Consider the following 14280-nt stretch of genomic DNA (forward strand, 5'->3'; position numbering starts at 1 on the left):
CTGTCCCCGAAGGAACAACTCCGCTCGACTTGCATGTATTAGGCACGCCGCCAGCGTTCGTCCTGAGCCAGGATCAAACTCTCCAAAAAGGGTAGTTCAAACTGCTGCGCTCATTACAAGCTAGCTTCAAAACATTTTGCTATGAGCCGAAGCTCACAGCGCGTATGCGCTCGTTGTTCAGTTTTCAAGGAACAAGCTGTTTTCTTATTGTCATCCGTTTTAACGGCGACTTTTATATCCTATCACATCCGCCCATCCATTGCAATCCTTAATTTCTTGACAATGTTTGGTTCGCTCTTTCGAGCTCGCCGATGCTTTCGGGACAGCGAAAAATAATTTATCACAACGAGAGTGAAGTGTCAACTCTTTTCGCAAATCATTTTCCGAAGCCCGTCTAGAGACCATAAAACCACCCGACGTCGTCGAGTGGTTATCTCGTCTTCCGATTCAAAGCATACCTGGATAGATCCTTAGGCGACGCTAATCGTGCATACATGCGAAAGATTACCTTATATCGGTTTTCGATCGCCGTCTTCATGTCTCCGTCGATGCGCGTATCCCGCAAATCGAGCAGCATCTCGTCCAACTCTTTGCGCAACACGTAATCGAGCTCCCGGCATTCCCGGTCGTTAAACAAAATTCCTAACATGTTCCGCTGACGGCCCCCTTGCGAATTCTTAGATGTACATTACGACAACGAAGGAAATGCTCTTGGGTAATGGTGCGAGCCGGACGCTTGTCTCGTCCTGTTTTTGTTATTCACCATTTCGGCCATTTTTAACCACGGACCAAGAAATACGTGATCGTGCTCTCGATGAAAGCGGCGACCAGCAGCGCGAAAAACAAAAATGCGATCAACCGCCCGAACGTGCCGTGGAACGCTTTCAACGACGCGGAAGAACCGCCGCCCCGGAACGCGCGAACCAGCTCCGCGAAGACGAGAGCGCCGTACTTCAGGCCATAGGCGGCCGCGATCAAGATCGCGGTAATTTCGAGCAAACCGTGAGGCAGGATGCCGCGGACGATCAGGGAAAATACGTTCGCCCCCGAATCCCCCGCCACGGCGGCGACGTAACCTAGAATCATGCCGTTCGTCAACAGGAAGAACAACGGGAACAGCCCGAACAACGCCCCCAAGAAGACGACGAACAGCGACTTCACGAAGTTATTGATGAAGATGAACAAGAACATCCACACTTGCGGATTCGCGGTGGCGTCCAATCGTTCGGCGACGCCGCGCATCGGCGCGATCTGGCTTTCCAAATAGGCGTTCAACCCTTCGCTGCCGGCCCCGAAGGCCACGCCGACGAAAAACAGCGCGAAGCTGACCGCGATATACCACCGGATCGCCGCCAAATCTTTCGCGAAGGCTCTCATGGTTTGCAAACTCATCAGGCGTCTCTCCTCTCGTGTCCGAAGGGGTAGCATAACTTGTCTCCCCTCGTCATACATATGTACAAACCCAAAGAAACAAGTCGTTCGCGCCAGTCCGCGGGGGACGTGTCACTAGTGGCCAAAGGAGGACCTATCAGTGAATGTATTTTATGTGCTCAACGGGAAAAAGCTCAAGCATTACCTCATCATGATGTTGGCCGCCGTCTTTACCGTCGGCGTCATCTACGCGGAGCGGGGCAATATTACCGTCTTCAAAGCGGATGAGGGCCCCGCCGCCATCTATAAAGTCGATACGGACCAGAAAGTGCTTGCGCTGACGTTCGATATCAGCTGGGGCGAGACGCGCGCGGAGCCGATTATCGACGTACTGCAGCAAAAAGGGGTGAAGAAGGCGACATTCTTCCTCTCCGCCCCATGGAGCGAAGCGCATCCCGACATCGTCAAGAAGATCATGGACGCCGGCTACGAGATCGGCAGCCACGGGCATAAGCACGATAATTACAGCCAGATGACGGACGAGGAAATTCGCAAACAAATCCGGACGGCGCACACCGTACTGTCCCAGGTGACGGGCAAGGCGCCCACCCTGCTCCGCCTCCCGAACGGAGACTTCGACAAGCGCGTCTTGAAGATCGCGAACGAACTCGGGTATAAGACGATCCAGTGGGACACCGACTCCAAAGACTGGACGAATCCGGGGGTCGACCGCATCGTCAGCACCGTCGTCTCCCGCGCCCATCCGGGCGACATCGTCCTGCTGCACGCAAGCGACTCCGTCAAGCAAACGCATGAAGCGCTGCCGGCGATCATCGACGAGCTTCGCGCCAAGGGGTATTCGTTCGCGACGGTCACCGAGCTGATCACCGGCACCGACGTGAAAGGGAATAAAGCGCAGGAGCAGCAGAAGGCGCCTCCGACCTCTACGGCTCCCGCTCCGTCAACAACGTAATAGGAACGGCCCCGGGCCGGCCGGTAGCAGCGTTACGACGCGCGTCCGGCCGGCTCTCCCGCTCTGGCGGGCGCCAAAATTTTATGCAGGCGAAGAATTTGCCAGGCGTTGCACAGGAACAGCGGAAGCACCATCATGGCGGTGCCGTACGCATTGAACTGCTGCAGTGCGGGCACCGCTTCGAGCAGCGTCACGGCGGTCATGAAAAACAGCGTCGGTACGAACGATTTCGGATTCGTCTCCGCCGCCTTCCGCCGCGCCACCAAATAACCCCCGATGACGACGAGCGCCGGCAGGACGAAATACGGCAGCATGCTCTCCCCTTCCGGAACGCGCAGCATCGCCGCATACCCCGACACGACGACGATGAAGAATACTTGGACGTACGTCCACATCAACTTATTCTTGAAAATGCCCTGCGCGAACAGGTTCACGGTTAAGTACGCGAAAAAGCCCATATGGCTGAAAGCGCCTAACAGCGCGCCGACGGTTACGGTTTGGATCAAGTTAAACAAGATGCCTTCGACGCCCATCGTCGAAGGGGTCACCTCCGGATTGATCATAAAGACGAACACGCCGACGACGAGGGCGGCTCCGATTCCGATCCCGAGCGTGGAGAGAAACAGCGAAATCCATTTTCCCAAATTCATAAGTCCGAAACCTCCGATTTTCCTGTTGCGACGCGATTCGCGCCTGCCCTAATTGTATAGAAACGCGTCAAAAAAAGCCAACCGCCTCGCTTCATAAAGCGCCCTTCGGAATCAAATACTATGACAAACCGAATCGGGGAGGCAGAAGCGCGATGAAACGTTGGGTAACCTGCGCGGCGGCCGTCGCCGCGCTTGCCGTGTTGACGTCCTGCGGACAAGATCAGCAGCAGTCCGCTCAAGTGAATTATAATGAAGTCAAGACGATGGTCGTCGACATCCTCAAGACGGAAGACGGCCAGAAGGCGATCAAGGAAGCGTCCAAGGAAGTCGAGGCGGCGGATTTCCAACAGCTGCAGATTTTGAATACGGGTCAAGGACAGCAGCTGCAGCTCGCCGTCAAAGAGGTCATGAGCGATCCCGCCTACGCCGCGGCGCTCAAGGAGACGATGATCGACCCGAAATTCGCCGGCGACTTCGCTCGCGCGATCACGATGGAAAATAAGCACATCCAGAAGGAACTGATGAAGGACCCCGAATACCAGCAGCAGATGATCGACCTCATGAAGGATCCGCAAATCCAAGCGCTGATGCTGCAGACGATGAAGAGCGCCGAGTACCGCCAGCAAATCATTACGATCATGAAAGAATCGCTCGATACGCCGTTGTTCCAGCAGGATCTGCTCAAGCTGATGACGCGCGCGCTGGAAGAACATTCGAAGCCGAAGTCCGACGCCGAGAAGGGCGCGAAGGCGACCGCTTCCGCCGAGGAAGAGGAGAAGAAGAAGAAAGAAGAGGAAGAGAAGAAGAAGAAGGAAGAGGAAGAATCGTTGTAATTTGTCGAAAATGAATAAAGGCCGCCCAGGCGCGATCCTCGAGAGGATGCCCGGTGCGGCCTTTTTTTGTCGATTATGGATTTGCCGAGGTTTTCGCGATCACGCGATCCGCCAGCTCCATGTACAGCTTGCCCGTCGGGCTGTCTTCCTTGTAGATCGAAGGCGAGTAGTCCCGCTCCGCCGGATGGTTGTCCGGCGCGCCGAGCGGCACTTGCAGCAGCAGCTCCGTATGCAGCTCCTCCGCCAGCTTCGCGCCGCCGCCGCGGCCGAAGACGTAATCCCGCTCCCCGTCGCCTCGCTCGTACCACGCCATGTTCTCGACGATGCCGAGAATTTCATGGTTCGTGTGGCGCGCCATCGCGCCGGCGCGCGCGGCGACGAACGCGGCCGTCGCATGCGGCGTCGTCACGATAATCTCCTTGCTGTGCGGCAGCATCTGATGGACGTCCAAGGAGACGTCGCCCGTGCCCGGCGGCAGGTCCAGCAGCACGTAATCGAGCTCGCCCCACTGGATTTCGTTGAAGAAGTTGCGGAGCATCTTCCCGAGCATCGGACCGCGCCAGATGACCGGCGCGTTGTCTTCGACGAAGAAGCCCATGGAGATGACCTTCACGCCATGGCTCGTTACGGGCGCCACGCCGCCTTCTTCGACGGCCGGACGCGAATCGATCCCCATCATGTCCGGTACGCTGAAGCCGTAGATGTCGGCGTCGATCAAGCCGACCCGCTTGCCGCGGCGCGCCAGCGCCACCGCCAGATTGACCGTCACCGTCGACTTGCCGACGCCGCCCTTCCCGCTCGCGACGGCGATGAACGTCGCCGGATGATCGGCGTCGAGCAGCGCCGGGCTGCGCTTCTGCGCGGCCGCGCCGCCGCTCTGGGCCGCCGCCTGCAGCTTCTTCGCGATCTCGCCGCGCTCGAAGTCCGTCACGGCGCGGGAGCGGATGTGGATCAGCTCGGGACCGACGCCGATCTCGCCGAGCGATTCCCTCACCGCGGCTTCCATCTCGTTCTTCGCCTCCGCGTCGTCCGTCGCCAGCACCAGCGTCAGCGAGACGCCGGCCTCCCGAGCCATCACGTCCCGGATCAGGCCCAGTTCCACTAAGCTGAGACCCGAGTCGGGGTCTCGGATATGTTCAAGTGCATGGATCGCTTCGTCTCTCGTTACCAACGGTTCCACCTCTTCGCTTTCGTGTCAAAGTATCGTCATTATAGCATACGCAAGGGGAAGGGGAGAACCGGGCCCGATCGTCACGCGTCCGGAGACGTCTCCGTCTCGGGATGCTCCTCCGGCTTCGATTCCGGGTTGCCGTCCGAGTTCTGCGCCGGCATCGGCGTCTCCGATGGCGCTTCTCCGTCCGGAGCGCCGCCGGTCGGCTCGAGCGGAGGAGTCTCTCCGGACGTATACCGCAGCAAGCCGCGATAGATCGCCGCCGCCAGCTGCTTCTGGTATTCCGTCTTTCCGAGGTTCGCCGCTTCCGCCGCATTCGACAGGAAGCCGACTTCGACGAGCGCCGTCGGCACCTCGGATCGGTCGAGAATGAATATATTGCGAATCCGCTTCGACTGGCGGTGCGTCTCGACGACGGACGTACGCAGCTCCTCCTGGATGAACCAAGCGATCGCCGCGTTGTCCTTATGGTTCATTGTGTAGAACGTCTGAGGCCCGTACCACTGCGGCTGCGGGATCGCGTTCAAATGCACGGAGAGAAAGAGATCCGGCTTCGTCTCCCGCACGATGGCCGCTCGCTCCTTCAGATCCTCCGTCTTGCGGCGGCTGAATCCCTTCGTGCCGGCGGCGGCGAGATCGGTGTCCGTGTCCCGCGTCATGACGACGTTCGCGCCGGCTTGCTGCAAATAATCCTTGAGGTACATGCTGATGTTCAGCGTGACGTCCTTCTCCCACAGTCCGTCCGCGCTCTTCGCCCCGCCGTCCGCTCCTCCGTGCCCCGGATCGAGCACGATCGTCTTCCCCGATAACGGCAGCGTCCAATACGTCCACGTCTTCGCGGCCGGCAATTGATTCGTGAATACGACGACGATCAGGGCCACCATCAGCCCCATCGTAATCAGCTTCCCTCGCGCTCCGCCGCTCAGCCAAAAGACTACGCGCCCGTGCCTCTTCATAACGAAAACCACCCCGCCCCGATACAGATGAATGTATCTCATCTATATGGGACAGGGTGGACAAATATGACGAGTTCTCGTTACGGCGCGGTGACCGCCTTCTCGGCGAGACCTTCGATCAGCACCTTCGCGACCTCCGGACGCGTGAACTCCGGCGGCGGGCATTCGCCGTTCCGCAGCAGCGCGCGGACCTTCGTGCCGGACAAGTGCATGTGATCCGCCTTATCGTGCGGGCACGTCTTGCTGGACGCCATGTTGCCGCACTTCGTGCAGAAGAAGCTGTGCTCGAAGAACAACGGCGTGATGCCTAGCTCTTCGGCCGTGAAGTTGCGGAAGATCTCCTGCGCTTCGTAGGTTCCGTAGTAGTCCCCTACGCCGGCATGATCGCGGCCGACGATGAAATGCGTGCAGCCGTAGTTTTTCCGAACCATCGCGTGCATGATCGCTTCCCGCGGGCCTGCATAACGCATCGCCGCCGGATACACGCCGAAGTGAACGCGGTCCTTCGGATAATAATTGTCGAGCAGCACCCGATAACTGCGCATGCGAACGTCGGCCGGCACGTCGTCCGACTTCGTCTCCCCGACGAGCGGATTCAGGAACAAGCCGTCCACGATTTCCATCGCGCTCTTCTGAATGTATTCATGTGCCCGGTGCACCGGATTGCGCGTCTGGAAGCCGACGATCGTGCGCCAGCCCTTCTCGGCGAACGCCTTCCGCGTATCGGCCGGGTCGAAGTAGTACTCTTGAAACCGTTCCGGCTTCGGGCGATTCAGAACCGTAATGGCGCCGCCGACATATCCGTTCGGACGCTCCAGCAGCTTCACGACGCCCGGATGCTCCGTATCGTCCGTCTTGTACACCTTCACCGCTTCTTCCTTCAGATCGACGCGGTACGTCTGTTCTACGTCAAGAACCGCATAGACGACTCCATCCGTGTCGCCGACCAAGGCGACCTTCTCCCCGACCGCAAGGTTTGCGAACACGTCGTCCTCAACGGCCAGCGTGACCGGAATGCTCCATACCGTGCCGTTGGAAAGGCGCATCGAATCGAGTACCGAGCGGTAGTCGTCTTGCTTCAAGAAACCCGTTAACGGGGAAAAGGCTCCGACCCCGATACAGTCGATATCGGAAATCGTCCATGCGTTCACGCGAATCTTGCGCAGTCCTTCCGCCAGCTTCAGTAGATCGTCTCGCTCTTGGCCTTCGGCGATCCGGTTAATCAGCGTACCGCCGTGAGGTTGAATCGTAGACATCGGTTGTGCTCCTCCCTTATCTGCGCTAAGAATAGTTTATTTATGCAAACCGCACTCGGTTTTCTCGGAACCGGCCCAACGTCCCGCGCGCGGGTCTTCGCCCGGCGCGACCGGACGCGTGCACTGCTCGCAGCCGATGCTCGGGAAGTTCCGATCGTGCAGCGGGTTATACGGCACGTCGTTCTCTCGGATATAGTTCCACACGTCCTCGGACGTCCAGTTCGCCAGCGGGTTAAACTTCACGAGACCGAACTTCACGTCGTATTCGACCTTCTTCGCGTTCGCGCGCGTCGGCGCTTGATCGCGACGAATGCCTGTGATCCATGCTTCGTATTTGCCGAGAATTTCCGTTAACGGATCGACCTTGCGGATATTGCAGCACTTGTTCGGGTCGCTCTTCCACAGCTCCTCGCCGTGCAGCGCGGCTTGCTCCTCCGGCGTCAGCTTCGGCTTCACCTGCACGAAATTAACGTTGTATTTAGCCGCGAGCGCGTCGCGGGTTTCGTACGTCTCTTTAAAGTGGAAATCCGTGTCTAAGTAGAAAATATCCGTGCCCGGACGAACCTTCTGCAGCATGTGCACGAGCGCGACGTCCTCCGCGCCGAAGCTGCAGGCGAGCGTTATGTTCGGGAACGTGTCGACCGCAAAGGCGAGAAGCTCCTCTATCGGCGCATTCTCCAACCGCTCCGCCGCTTCATTGATTAGCTTTTCTTTTTCCAACAAATTCATTGATAAGGGCGCCTCCTTTTTAATTCCAACTATTTCGCTCTGATTTATTTGATATATAGTAATTATAGAGGTCCTGGTCCAAATGTCAATCCGTCTTTTAGGCGTATATGTATCCATATTCTCTGAATTCGCAATGGGTGCAAAGAAACGCCGAATTCGCATTCGGCGTCTCGATTCTGCTATGACTGTACGGCGGGACGGCGGTCGACGCCGCGCCCTCGGAACGTGCGATACACGAGCCACAAGTTCAATAATACCAACGCCGCCATCGCTAAGAATACATTGCTGAAGCCCGAGGCGACTTCGGCCGCGAACGGGTTGACGGCGGATGCCCCCGCGGATTCGTCCAGCGCCTTCATCATGACCGCGCCGCTGATCGAACCGGATAAGAAGTTGACGAGGGTGAACGTCCCCATTCCGATCCCGATCATCTCTCTCGGCAACAAGCCGGATACATGGTTCGTGATCGATGCCTGCATGAAGGAGAATCCGATACTCACGAACGCCATGCTTACGGCGATCATCCACGGACCATGGCCGCTGACGGAAGACAGCAGCAGCAAGCCCGTTAGGATGCCTCCCTGCGCCAAGCTGACCACGAAGCCGTTGCCCCTCCGGTCAGCCAACTTCCCGCCGTATCGGCCCAACAGCGCCGCCGACATCGCCGCCGGGAACAGCGCGAACCCGACGTGGACAGGCGACAGTCCGTTCACGTCGGCGAGCAGCGTCGGGATGACGATCATGATCCCGAAAGCGGCCGTACCCGACAGGAACGTAATCAAGAGACATGTAAGCACCCCTTCGATGCGAAACAACCGCGGTTGGATGAACGGGTCCTTCGCTCCCCTGCGAATCCACAGTCCGAAGAGGAGGAAGAAGACGGCGCTCGCGATCGGAAGCCACCAGACGAAGTTAGTGATCGCCAAGAGCAGCGCAACGACGCCGACACCCAGTAACGCGGCGCCGGCGAGATCGAATGTTCCCGTTCGCGTCTCTTCCTTCGGCAGCCAACGCAGAAACAACGGAACGGTGAGCAGCGTGCCTAGCGAGATTAGAAATAAATAATTCCAGGAAACCGCTCCGGTGACGAAGCCGCCGACGATGGGGCCGATGCCGGACGCGAACGCGATTGTCGACGCGATCGTCCCGAGCGCCCTCCCGCGCTGCGCCTGCGGCACGAGGCGAGCCGGAATGAGCATCGCGAGCGCCGGGATAGAGGATGCGCCCGCGGATTGGATAAAGCGTCCGACGAGCAGCATCGCGTACGTCTGTGCGAAGAAGCCGACGATCGATCCGACGCAGAAAGTAAGAATGCCGATCGTGATGAGCCGCTTCAACGGGAACCGATCCGCCAGCTTGCCGTACGTGAGTGAACCGAGCGCATAGATGATCGAGTACCCCGTCGTAACCCAGCTGACCTCCGAATGCAGCAGGCTAAATTCGTCAGCGATCGACGGGATCGCGATGTTAAACATCGTCACATTCATGACGGAAAACAACAAAATAAAACAAATCGCCCAGATCACCTTGGGGTTATAGTCTTTATTGGCGGACTCCACTTCGATTCCTCCCTCGTTACTCCTATCTGTTATCTGTCGGATTACAGTTTACTCTTGCGGAATTGGAAAGTCAATCCAAACTAAAAACGCCCCGGAGTCTAAAGAGACTCTCGGGGCGTTGCGGTTGCGTTCGATTAGCGCTTCGAGAACTGCGGAGCGCGACGAGCGGCTTTAAGGCCATACTTCTTCCGTTCCTTCATCCGCGGGTCGCGAGTCAGGAAGCCTGCACGCTTAAGCGGGGAGCGGAATTCCGGATCTGCCTTCAGCAGCGCCCGGGAGATGCCGTGACGGATCGCGCCGGCTTGGCCGGAGATGCCGCCGCCGTGAGCCAAGACGATAACGTCGTACTTGCCGACTGTCTCCGTCAAAGCTAGCGGTTGCTTCACGATCAATTTCAACGTCTCGAGCCCGAAGTATTCGTCGAGCTGGCGTTGGTTGATGACGATATTGCCGTCGCCCGGTACCAAACGTACGCGTGCTACGGAATGCTTCCGACGTCCTGTGCCATAGTATTGGAACTGTGCCATGTTGTCGAACTCCTCCTATTACCCGCGTAATTCGTACGGTTGCGGATTTTGTGCCGCATGCGGATGCTCGCTGCCGGCGTAAACTTTCAACTTCGTGTGCAACGCGTTGCCGAGCTTGTTCTTAGGCAGCATGCCCTTAACCGCAATCTCGATCATACGCTCCGGCTTCGTCTGCACCATAACGTGCGCCGGCGTTACCTTCAAACCGCCCATGTAACCGGAATGACGGTAGTAGTTCTTCTGTTGCCATTTCTTACCCGTAAGTACGATCTTCTCCGCGTTGATGACGACGACGAAGTCTCCCGTATCGACGTGAGGCGTAAATTCCGGCTTATGCTTGCCGCGAATCAAGCTCGCGACTTCACTTGCCAAGCGACCGAGCGTCTTGCCGTCTGCATCGACGAGATGCCACTTACGCTCGACTTCGTTAGGCTTGGCCATATACGTAGTCCGCATTAGGATATCCTCCATTCATGTGCTTGCCTTACAGCAGTTGTGGTCTATGATGGTGTCAATTTGCCGAAAGTGTCGGCAAAGCCATATTCGAATTCGGATGTTGCATGCCTTGCATTGGTTGGCTTTAATGGAAGTGCCTTGCCGGGGCCGTGGGAAAGCTGACAAAGCAAAGCCAAACAATATATTACAACATATCCTGGCGTTTAGCAAGCTGTATTTTCACGCATCATAACTCGTACTCAACGCTCCAGAGCGACAACCCGTACGGCTTAGCCGTCGGACCCGCCATCGCGCGATCTCGCGCTTGCAGGATTCGAGGGATGTCGGCTGCAATCAGCTTTCCTTCTCCGACCGCAAGCAACGTACCGGCCATAATACGCACCATATTGTATAGAAAACCGTTGCCGGTGAAAAACAATCGTAGACGTCCGACGCCCGTCGCGGATTCCATGCCCTCCACGGCGGTTTGCGTCAGCTTCGCTTCATAGACGGTTCGCACCTTCGATTCGGACGCCGCTCGGACCGAACAGAACGACGTGAAGTCGTGTTCGCCCTCGAGGTGCCGTATCGCTTCTCGCATCGCGCTAACGTCTAGCGAGCCCGGATGATGAAATTCCGTTCTACGGTTCAGCGGGTCCGGATAGCGATTCCCGTTAATCGTATAACAATATGTCTTCCGCTTCGAAGACTTCCTCGCATGGAACGTCAAAGGGACCTCCTCTGCTTTCCATACGACGATATCGTTCGGCAGGCGGGCGTTCAGCGCTTGACACCACCGATCGGCAGGCAGACGGGACGACGTCTCGAAGTTCACGACCTGCGCGCGCGCATGCACGCCCGCATCCGTCCGTCCCGAGCCGTGTACGGCTACGGTCTCGCCGGTTATGGCCGCGATCGCTTCGATCAACGCCGCTTGAATCGACGGCACGCCCGGCTGCACTTGGAAGCCGTGGTATTCCGTCCCGTCATAGCCGATCGTCATGCGAATGTTTCGCATCCAGGAGATCACCGCCCGTAGCTTATGATACGTACAAAAAAAGGGCTAGGGGGAATCCGAGATTCCGACCGCCCTTCCTTCGTGTATAAGCTGTTACGCTTCGGCGCGATCCACCAATTCCAAGTAAACCATCGGAGCGGCGTCGCCGCGGCGAGGTCCCAACTTCAGAATGCGAGTGTATCCGCCTTGACGCTCGGCGTAACGAGTCGCGAGATCGGAGAAGAGCTTTTGGATCGCGTCTTTTCCTTCTTGCGCCTCTTCGCGGCGTACGAAAGCAGCTACTTGACGACGAGCGTGCAGATCCCCGCGCTTCGCGAGCGTGATGAGTTTCTCGGCGATGGAACGGATTTCCTTCGCCTTCGCTTCCGTCGTTTGGATCCGTTCGTAGATGAACAGGTCCGTTACCAAGTCGCGGAACAACGCTTTGCGCGCGCTGGAATCGCGGCCCAACTTTTGGTATGCGGTCATGGAATATGTCCCTCCCTTACGGTGTCATATCGTAGTATCTGGCTTGCCGTACGGAGGTCCGGGAACGACGGCTTAGTCTTCCTTGCGGAGACCGAGGCCGAGCTCTTCCAGCTTCTCCTGTACTTCTTCCAAGGATTTGCGCCCGAGATTGCGGACCTTCATCATATCTTCTTCCGTCTTCGTGATCAATTCTTGCACCGTATTGATGCCGGCGCGCTTCAAGCAGTTGTACGAACGAACGGAGAGATCGAGTTCTTCGATCGTCATCTCGAGTACTTTTTCCTTTTTGTCTTCCTCTTTTTCGACCATGATCTCGGCGTCTTTCGCTTCGTCGGTCAACCCGACGAACAGCATCAGATGCTCCGTCAAGATTTTCGCGCCCAAGCTTACGGCTTCTTCAGGGCGGATACTGCCATCAGTCCATACTTCCAGTGTCAGCTTATCGTAGTTAGTCACTTGACCGACGCGGGTATTTTCCACACTGTAGTTGACGCGGGTAATGGGCGTATAGATCGAATCTACCGGAATGACGCCAATCGGCTGATCTTCCCGCTTGTTCTTGTCCGCGGATTGGTAACCGCGGCCGCGCTGCGCATGAATGCGCATATGCAGCCGTGCATCGGAGGACAAGGTCGCGATGTGAAGATCCGGGTTCAGGATTTCAACGTCGCTGTCGGCGCGAATATCTCCCGCCGTCACGACGCCGTCTCCCTCGGCGTCGATCTCGAGCACCTTCTCTTCGTCCGAATGGATTTTGAGCGAGAGACCCTTCAAGTTGAGAATGATCTCCGTTACGTCCTCCACCACACCCGGTACCGTTGAGAATTCGTGCAGCACGCCGTCGATTTGAACGCTTGTCACCGCGGCCCCAGGCAGCGACGACAGCAGGATTCGGCGTAGCGAATTGCCGAGCGTCGTCCCGTATCCCCGCTCGAGAGGCTCTACAACGAAACGGCCGTAGGAGCCGTCCTCACTGACTTGTACGGTTTCGATCTTCGGCTTTTCGATTTCGATCATCGATCAATACCCTCCTTAAACGTCGCTTTGCTCAAATCAAAAATGAGAAATTTCATAGTATGCCTATCCTCCACATCCACTATTCCCATGTATCGGATAAATATACTACAAATGTGAGCTTTGATTATACGCGACGACGTTTCGGCGGACGGCAACCGTTGTGCGGGATCGGAGTCACGTCTTTAATCAGATTCACTTCAAGCCCTGCGGCTTGGAGCGATCGGATCGCGGCTTCGCGTCCTGCGCCCGGTCCTTTGACCATGACTTCTACGCTCTTCAAGCCGTGCTCCATCGCAGCTTTCGCAGCGGTTTCCGCAGCCATCTGCGCAGCGAACGGCGTGCTCTTGCGGGAGCCCTTGAAGCCGAGGCCGCCGGAGCTTGCCCAAGAGATCGCGTTTCCGTGCGGATCCGTGATCGTAACGATCGTGTTGTTGAACGTGGAACGAATGTGCGCGACGCCCGACTCGATATTTTTCCGGTCGCGGCGTTTCGTGCGCACCGCCTTCTTGGCTGGTTTTGCCATTGGTTGTTATCCCCCCTTCTTATTTCTTCTTGTTGGCTACGGTCCGACGAGGACCTTTGCGCGTACGAGCGTTCGTCTTCGTGCGTTGACCGCGAACCGGCAAACCGCGACGATGACGCAGACCGCGATACGAACCGATCTCGATCAAGCGCTTGATGTTCAGAGCGATTTCGCGACGGAGATCGCCTTCCACTTTCAGGTTCTTGTCGATTTGGTCGCGCAGACGGCTGACTTCGTCTTCCGTCAAGTCTCTTACCCGCGTGTTCGGGTTGATGCCCGTTGCGGCAAGAATTTGTTGCGCCGTCGTTTTACCGATGCCGTAGATATACTGCAGGGAAATTTCGACGCGCTTGTCGCGGGGCAAGTCTACACCAGCTATACGTGCCATAGATTAGACGCGCACCTCCTTTTTAGCCTTGTTTTTGTTTATGCTTCGGGTTTTCGCAGATCACCATCACGTTGCCTTTGCGACGGATCACTTTGCATTTTTCGCAAATTGGTTTGACCGACGGTCTTACTTTCACTGAGAACCCCTCCTAATCCTAGTTACGGAGGCGAATCATTTGCGGTACGTAATTCGCCCTCTCGTCAAATCGTACGGCGAAAGTTGAATCACGACCTTGTCTCCCGTCAAGATTCGAATAAAGTGCATGCGCAATTTACCCGAAACATGAGCAAGAATTTGATGCCCGTTCTCCAACTCGACGCGAAACATGGCGTTCGGCAACGGTTCGATTACCGTGCCTTCGACTTCAATCACATCTTCCTTAGCCATTCGATGTCTCCTTTCCGCT

At 57.1% G+C, this 14280-nt stretch carries 19 protein-coding genes and 1 rRNA gene; 2 read left to right on the forward strand and 18 right to left on the reverse strand.

Going from position 1 to position 14280, the window contains the following annotated elements; genetic code table 11:
- The 3 genes from RIN49_RS28380 to RIN49_RS28390 all read right to left on the reverse strand — a co-directional run.
- A 16S ribosomal RNA gene (locus tag RIN49_RS28380) occupies positions 1 to 89 on the reverse strand; the annotation flags it as partial.
- Positions 90 to 430: 341 nt separating this feature from the next.
- Positions 431 to 649 carry a hypothetical protein gene (locus RIN49_RS28385; protein ID WP_309123462.1) on the reverse strand — a complete coding sequence of 73 codons (219 nt, stop codon included), beginning with the start codon at positions 647 to 649 and terminating at the stop codon, positions 431 to 433.
- 128 nt (positions 650 to 777) lie between these two features.
- Positions 778 to 1392, reverse strand: coding sequence for a stage II sporulation protein M (locus RIN49_RS28390; protein ID WP_309123463.1), 615 nt, complete (start codon positions 1390 to 1392; stop codon positions 778 to 780).
- A gap of 139 nt (positions 1393 to 1531) precedes the next feature.
- On the opposite strand from RIN49_RS28390, the gene pdaB reads away from it, so the two are divergent.
- Positions 1532 to 2344 (forward strand): polysaccharide deacetylase family sporulation protein PdaB, encoded by an 813-nt coding sequence (gene pdaB / locus RIN49_RS28395; RefSeq protein ID WP_309123464.1) that lies wholly within the window; start codon positions 1532 to 1534, stop codon positions 2342 to 2344.
- 32 nt (positions 2345 to 2376) lie between these two features.
- Here pdaB and RIN49_RS28400 read toward each other — a convergent pair whose 3' ends face one another.
- Entirely contained in the window at positions 2377 to 2994 is a 618-nt protein-coding gene (locus RIN49_RS28400) for a KinB-signaling pathway activation protein (RefSeq protein ID WP_309123465.1), read from the reverse strand.
- A gap of 152 nt (positions 2995 to 3146) precedes the next feature.
- On the opposite strand from RIN49_RS28400, the gene gerD reads away from it, so the two are divergent.
- Positions 3147 to 3827, forward strand: coding sequence for a spore germination lipoprotein GerD (gene gerD, locus RIN49_RS28405; protein ID WP_309123466.1), 681 nt, complete (start codon positions 3147 to 3149; stop codon positions 3825 to 3827).
- Between the two features lie 73 nt (positions 3828 to 3900).
- On the opposite strand, the gene RIN49_RS28410 is transcribed toward gerD, so the two are convergent.
- The 14 genes from RIN49_RS28410 to infA all read right to left on the reverse strand — a co-directional run bounded on the left by RIN49_RS28410 (position 3901) and on the right by infA (position 14261).
- Positions 3901 to 4998: a P-loop NTPase gene (locus RIN49_RS28410; RefSeq protein WP_309123467.1), complete on the reverse strand. Its 1098-nt coding sequence runs from the start codon at positions 4996 to 4998 to the stop codon at positions 3901 to 3903.
- A gap of 80 nt (positions 4999 to 5078) precedes the next feature.
- The gene (gene cwlD, locus RIN49_RS28415; RefSeq protein ID WP_309123468.1) at positions 5079 to 5954 is read right to left on the reverse strand and encodes an N-acetylmuramoyl-L-alanine amidase CwlD; all 876 of its coding nucleotides are present in this window, start codon (positions 5952 to 5954) and stop codon (positions 5079 to 5081) included.
- Between the two features lie 80 nt (positions 5955 to 6034).
- Positions 6035 to 7210 (reverse strand): sulfate adenylyltransferase, encoded by a 1176-nt coding sequence (gene sat / locus RIN49_RS28420; protein ID WP_309123469.1) that lies wholly within the window; start codon positions 7208 to 7210, stop codon positions 6035 to 6037.
- A gap of 36 nt (positions 7211 to 7246) precedes the next feature.
- Positions 7247 to 7939: a phosphoadenylyl-sulfate reductase gene (locus tag RIN49_RS28425; protein WP_309123470.1), complete on the reverse strand. Its 693-nt coding sequence runs from the start codon at positions 7937 to 7939 to the stop codon at positions 7247 to 7249.
- 179 nt (positions 7940 to 8118) lie between these two features.
- Complete coding sequence (locus tag RIN49_RS28430) at positions 8119 to 9498, reverse strand: MFS transporter (protein ID WP_309123471.1); 1380 nt, start codon at positions 9496 to 9498, stop codon at positions 8119 to 8121.
- A gap of 134 nt (positions 9499 to 9632) precedes the next feature.
- Complete coding sequence (gene rpsI, locus RIN49_RS28435; RefSeq protein WP_138198237.1) at positions 9633 to 10025, reverse strand: 30S ribosomal protein S9; 393 nt, start codon at positions 10023 to 10025, stop codon at positions 9633 to 9635.
- Positions 10026 to 10043: 18 nt separating this feature from the next.
- Complete coding sequence (rplM, locus tag RIN49_RS28440; RefSeq protein WP_309123472.1) at positions 10044 to 10481, reverse strand: 50S ribosomal protein L13; 438 nt, start codon at positions 10479 to 10481, stop codon at positions 10044 to 10046.
- Between the two features lie 226 nt (positions 10482 to 10707).
- Entirely contained in the window at positions 10708 to 11478 is a 771-nt protein-coding gene (truA, locus tag RIN49_RS28445) for a tRNA pseudouridine(38-40) synthase TruA (RefSeq protein ID WP_309123473.1), read from the reverse strand.
- A 93-nt stretch (positions 11479 to 11571) separates the two neighbouring features.
- On the reverse strand, positions 11572 to 11946 hold the full coding sequence (gene rplQ / locus RIN49_RS28450; RefSeq protein ID WP_138198235.1) for a 50S ribosomal protein L17: 375 nt from the start codon (positions 11944 to 11946) through the stop codon (positions 11572 to 11574).
- 72 nt (positions 11947 to 12018) lie between these two features.
- A complete protein-coding gene (locus tag RIN49_RS28455) occupies positions 12019 to 12963 on the reverse strand; it encodes a DNA-directed RNA polymerase subunit alpha (RefSeq protein ID WP_138198234.1) in 945 nt (314 codons plus the stop codon).
- Between the two features lie 124 nt (positions 12964 to 13087).
- Positions 13088 to 13486 (reverse strand): 30S ribosomal protein S11, encoded by a 399-nt coding sequence (gene rpsK / locus RIN49_RS28460; RefSeq protein ID WP_138198233.1) that lies wholly within the window; start codon positions 13484 to 13486, stop codon positions 13088 to 13090.
- A 19-nt stretch (positions 13487 to 13505) separates the two neighbouring features.
- Complete coding sequence (rpsM, locus tag RIN49_RS28465; protein WP_138198232.1) at positions 13506 to 13874, reverse strand: 30S ribosomal protein S13; 369 nt, start codon at positions 13872 to 13874, stop codon at positions 13506 to 13508.
- A 22-nt stretch (positions 13875 to 13896) separates the two neighbouring features.
- Entirely contained in the window at positions 13897 to 14010 is a 114-nt protein-coding gene (rpmJ, locus tag RIN49_RS28470) for a 50S ribosomal protein L36 (protein ID WP_003333770.1), read from the reverse strand.
- Between the two features lie 35 nt (positions 14011 to 14045).
- Complete coding sequence (infA, locus tag RIN49_RS28475) at positions 14046 to 14261, reverse strand: translation initiation factor IF-1 (RefSeq protein ID WP_015253312.1); 216 nt, start codon at positions 14259 to 14261, stop codon at positions 14046 to 14048.
- Positions 14262 to 14280: the final 19 nt, after the last annotated feature.

The organism is Paenibacillus sp., from assembly GCF_031177825.1.
Classification (GTDB): Bacteria; Bacillota; Bacilli; order Paenibacillales; family YIM-B00363; genus Paenibacillus_AE.

Bases quoted from the DNA above. Each gene is read 5' to 3' on its own strand.
- RIN49_RS28385 (WP_309123462.1), bottom strand. From the start codon at position 649: ATGTTAGGAATTTTGTTTAACGACCGGGAATGCCGGGAGCTCGATTAC.
- RIN49_RS28390 (WP_309123463.1), bottom strand. From the start codon at position 1,392: ATGAGTTTGCAAACCATGAGAGCCTTCGCGAAAGATTTGGCGGCGATC.
- RIN49_RS28400 (WP_309123465.1), bottom strand. From the start codon at position 2,994: ATGAATTTGGGAAAATGGATTTCGCTGTTTCTCTCCACGCTCGGGATC.
- gerD (WP_309123466.1), top strand. From the start codon at position 3,147: ATGAAACGTTGGGTAACCTGCGCGGCGGCCGTCGCCGCGCTTGCCGTG.
- cwlD (WP_309123468.1), bottom strand. From the start codon at position 5,954: ATGAAGAGGCACGGGCGCGTAGTCTTTTGGCTGAGCGGCGGAGCGCGA.
- sat (WP_309123469.1), bottom strand. From the start codon at position 7,210: ATGTCTACGATTCAACCTCACGGCGGTACGCTGATTAACCGGATCGCC.
- RIN49_RS28425 (WP_309123470.1), bottom strand. From the start codon at position 7,939: ATGAATTTGTTGGAAAAAGAAAAGCTAATCAATGAAGCGGCGGAGCGG.
- rpsI (WP_138198237.1), bottom strand. From the start codon at position 10,025: ATGGCACAGTTCCAATACTATGGCACAGGACGTCGGAAGCATTCCGTA.
- rplM (WP_309123472.1), bottom strand. From the start codon at position 10,481: ATGCGGACTACGTATATGGCCAAGCCTAACGAAGTCGAGCGTAAGTGG.
- truA (WP_309123473.1), bottom strand. From the start codon at position 11,478: ATGCGAAACATTCGCATGACGATCGGCTATGACGGGACGGAATACCAC.
- rplQ (WP_138198235.1), bottom strand. From the start codon at position 11,946: ATGACCGCATACCAAAAGTTGGGCCGCGATTCCAGCGCGCGCAAAGCG.
- RIN49_RS28455 (WP_138198234.1), bottom strand. From the start codon at position 12,963: ATGATCGAAATCGAAAAGCCGAAGATCGAAACCGTACAAGTCAGTGAG.
- rpsK (WP_138198233.1), bottom strand. From the start codon at position 13,486: ATGGCAAAACCAGCCAAGAAGGCGGTGCGCACGAAACGCCGCGACCGG.
- rpsM (WP_138198232.1), bottom strand. From the start codon at position 13,874: ATGGCACGTATAGCTGGTGTAGACTTGCCCCGCGACAAGCGCGTCGAA.
- infA (WP_015253312.1), bottom strand. From the start codon at position 14,261: ATGGCTAAGGAAGATGTGATTGAAGTCGAAGGCACGGTAATCGAACCG.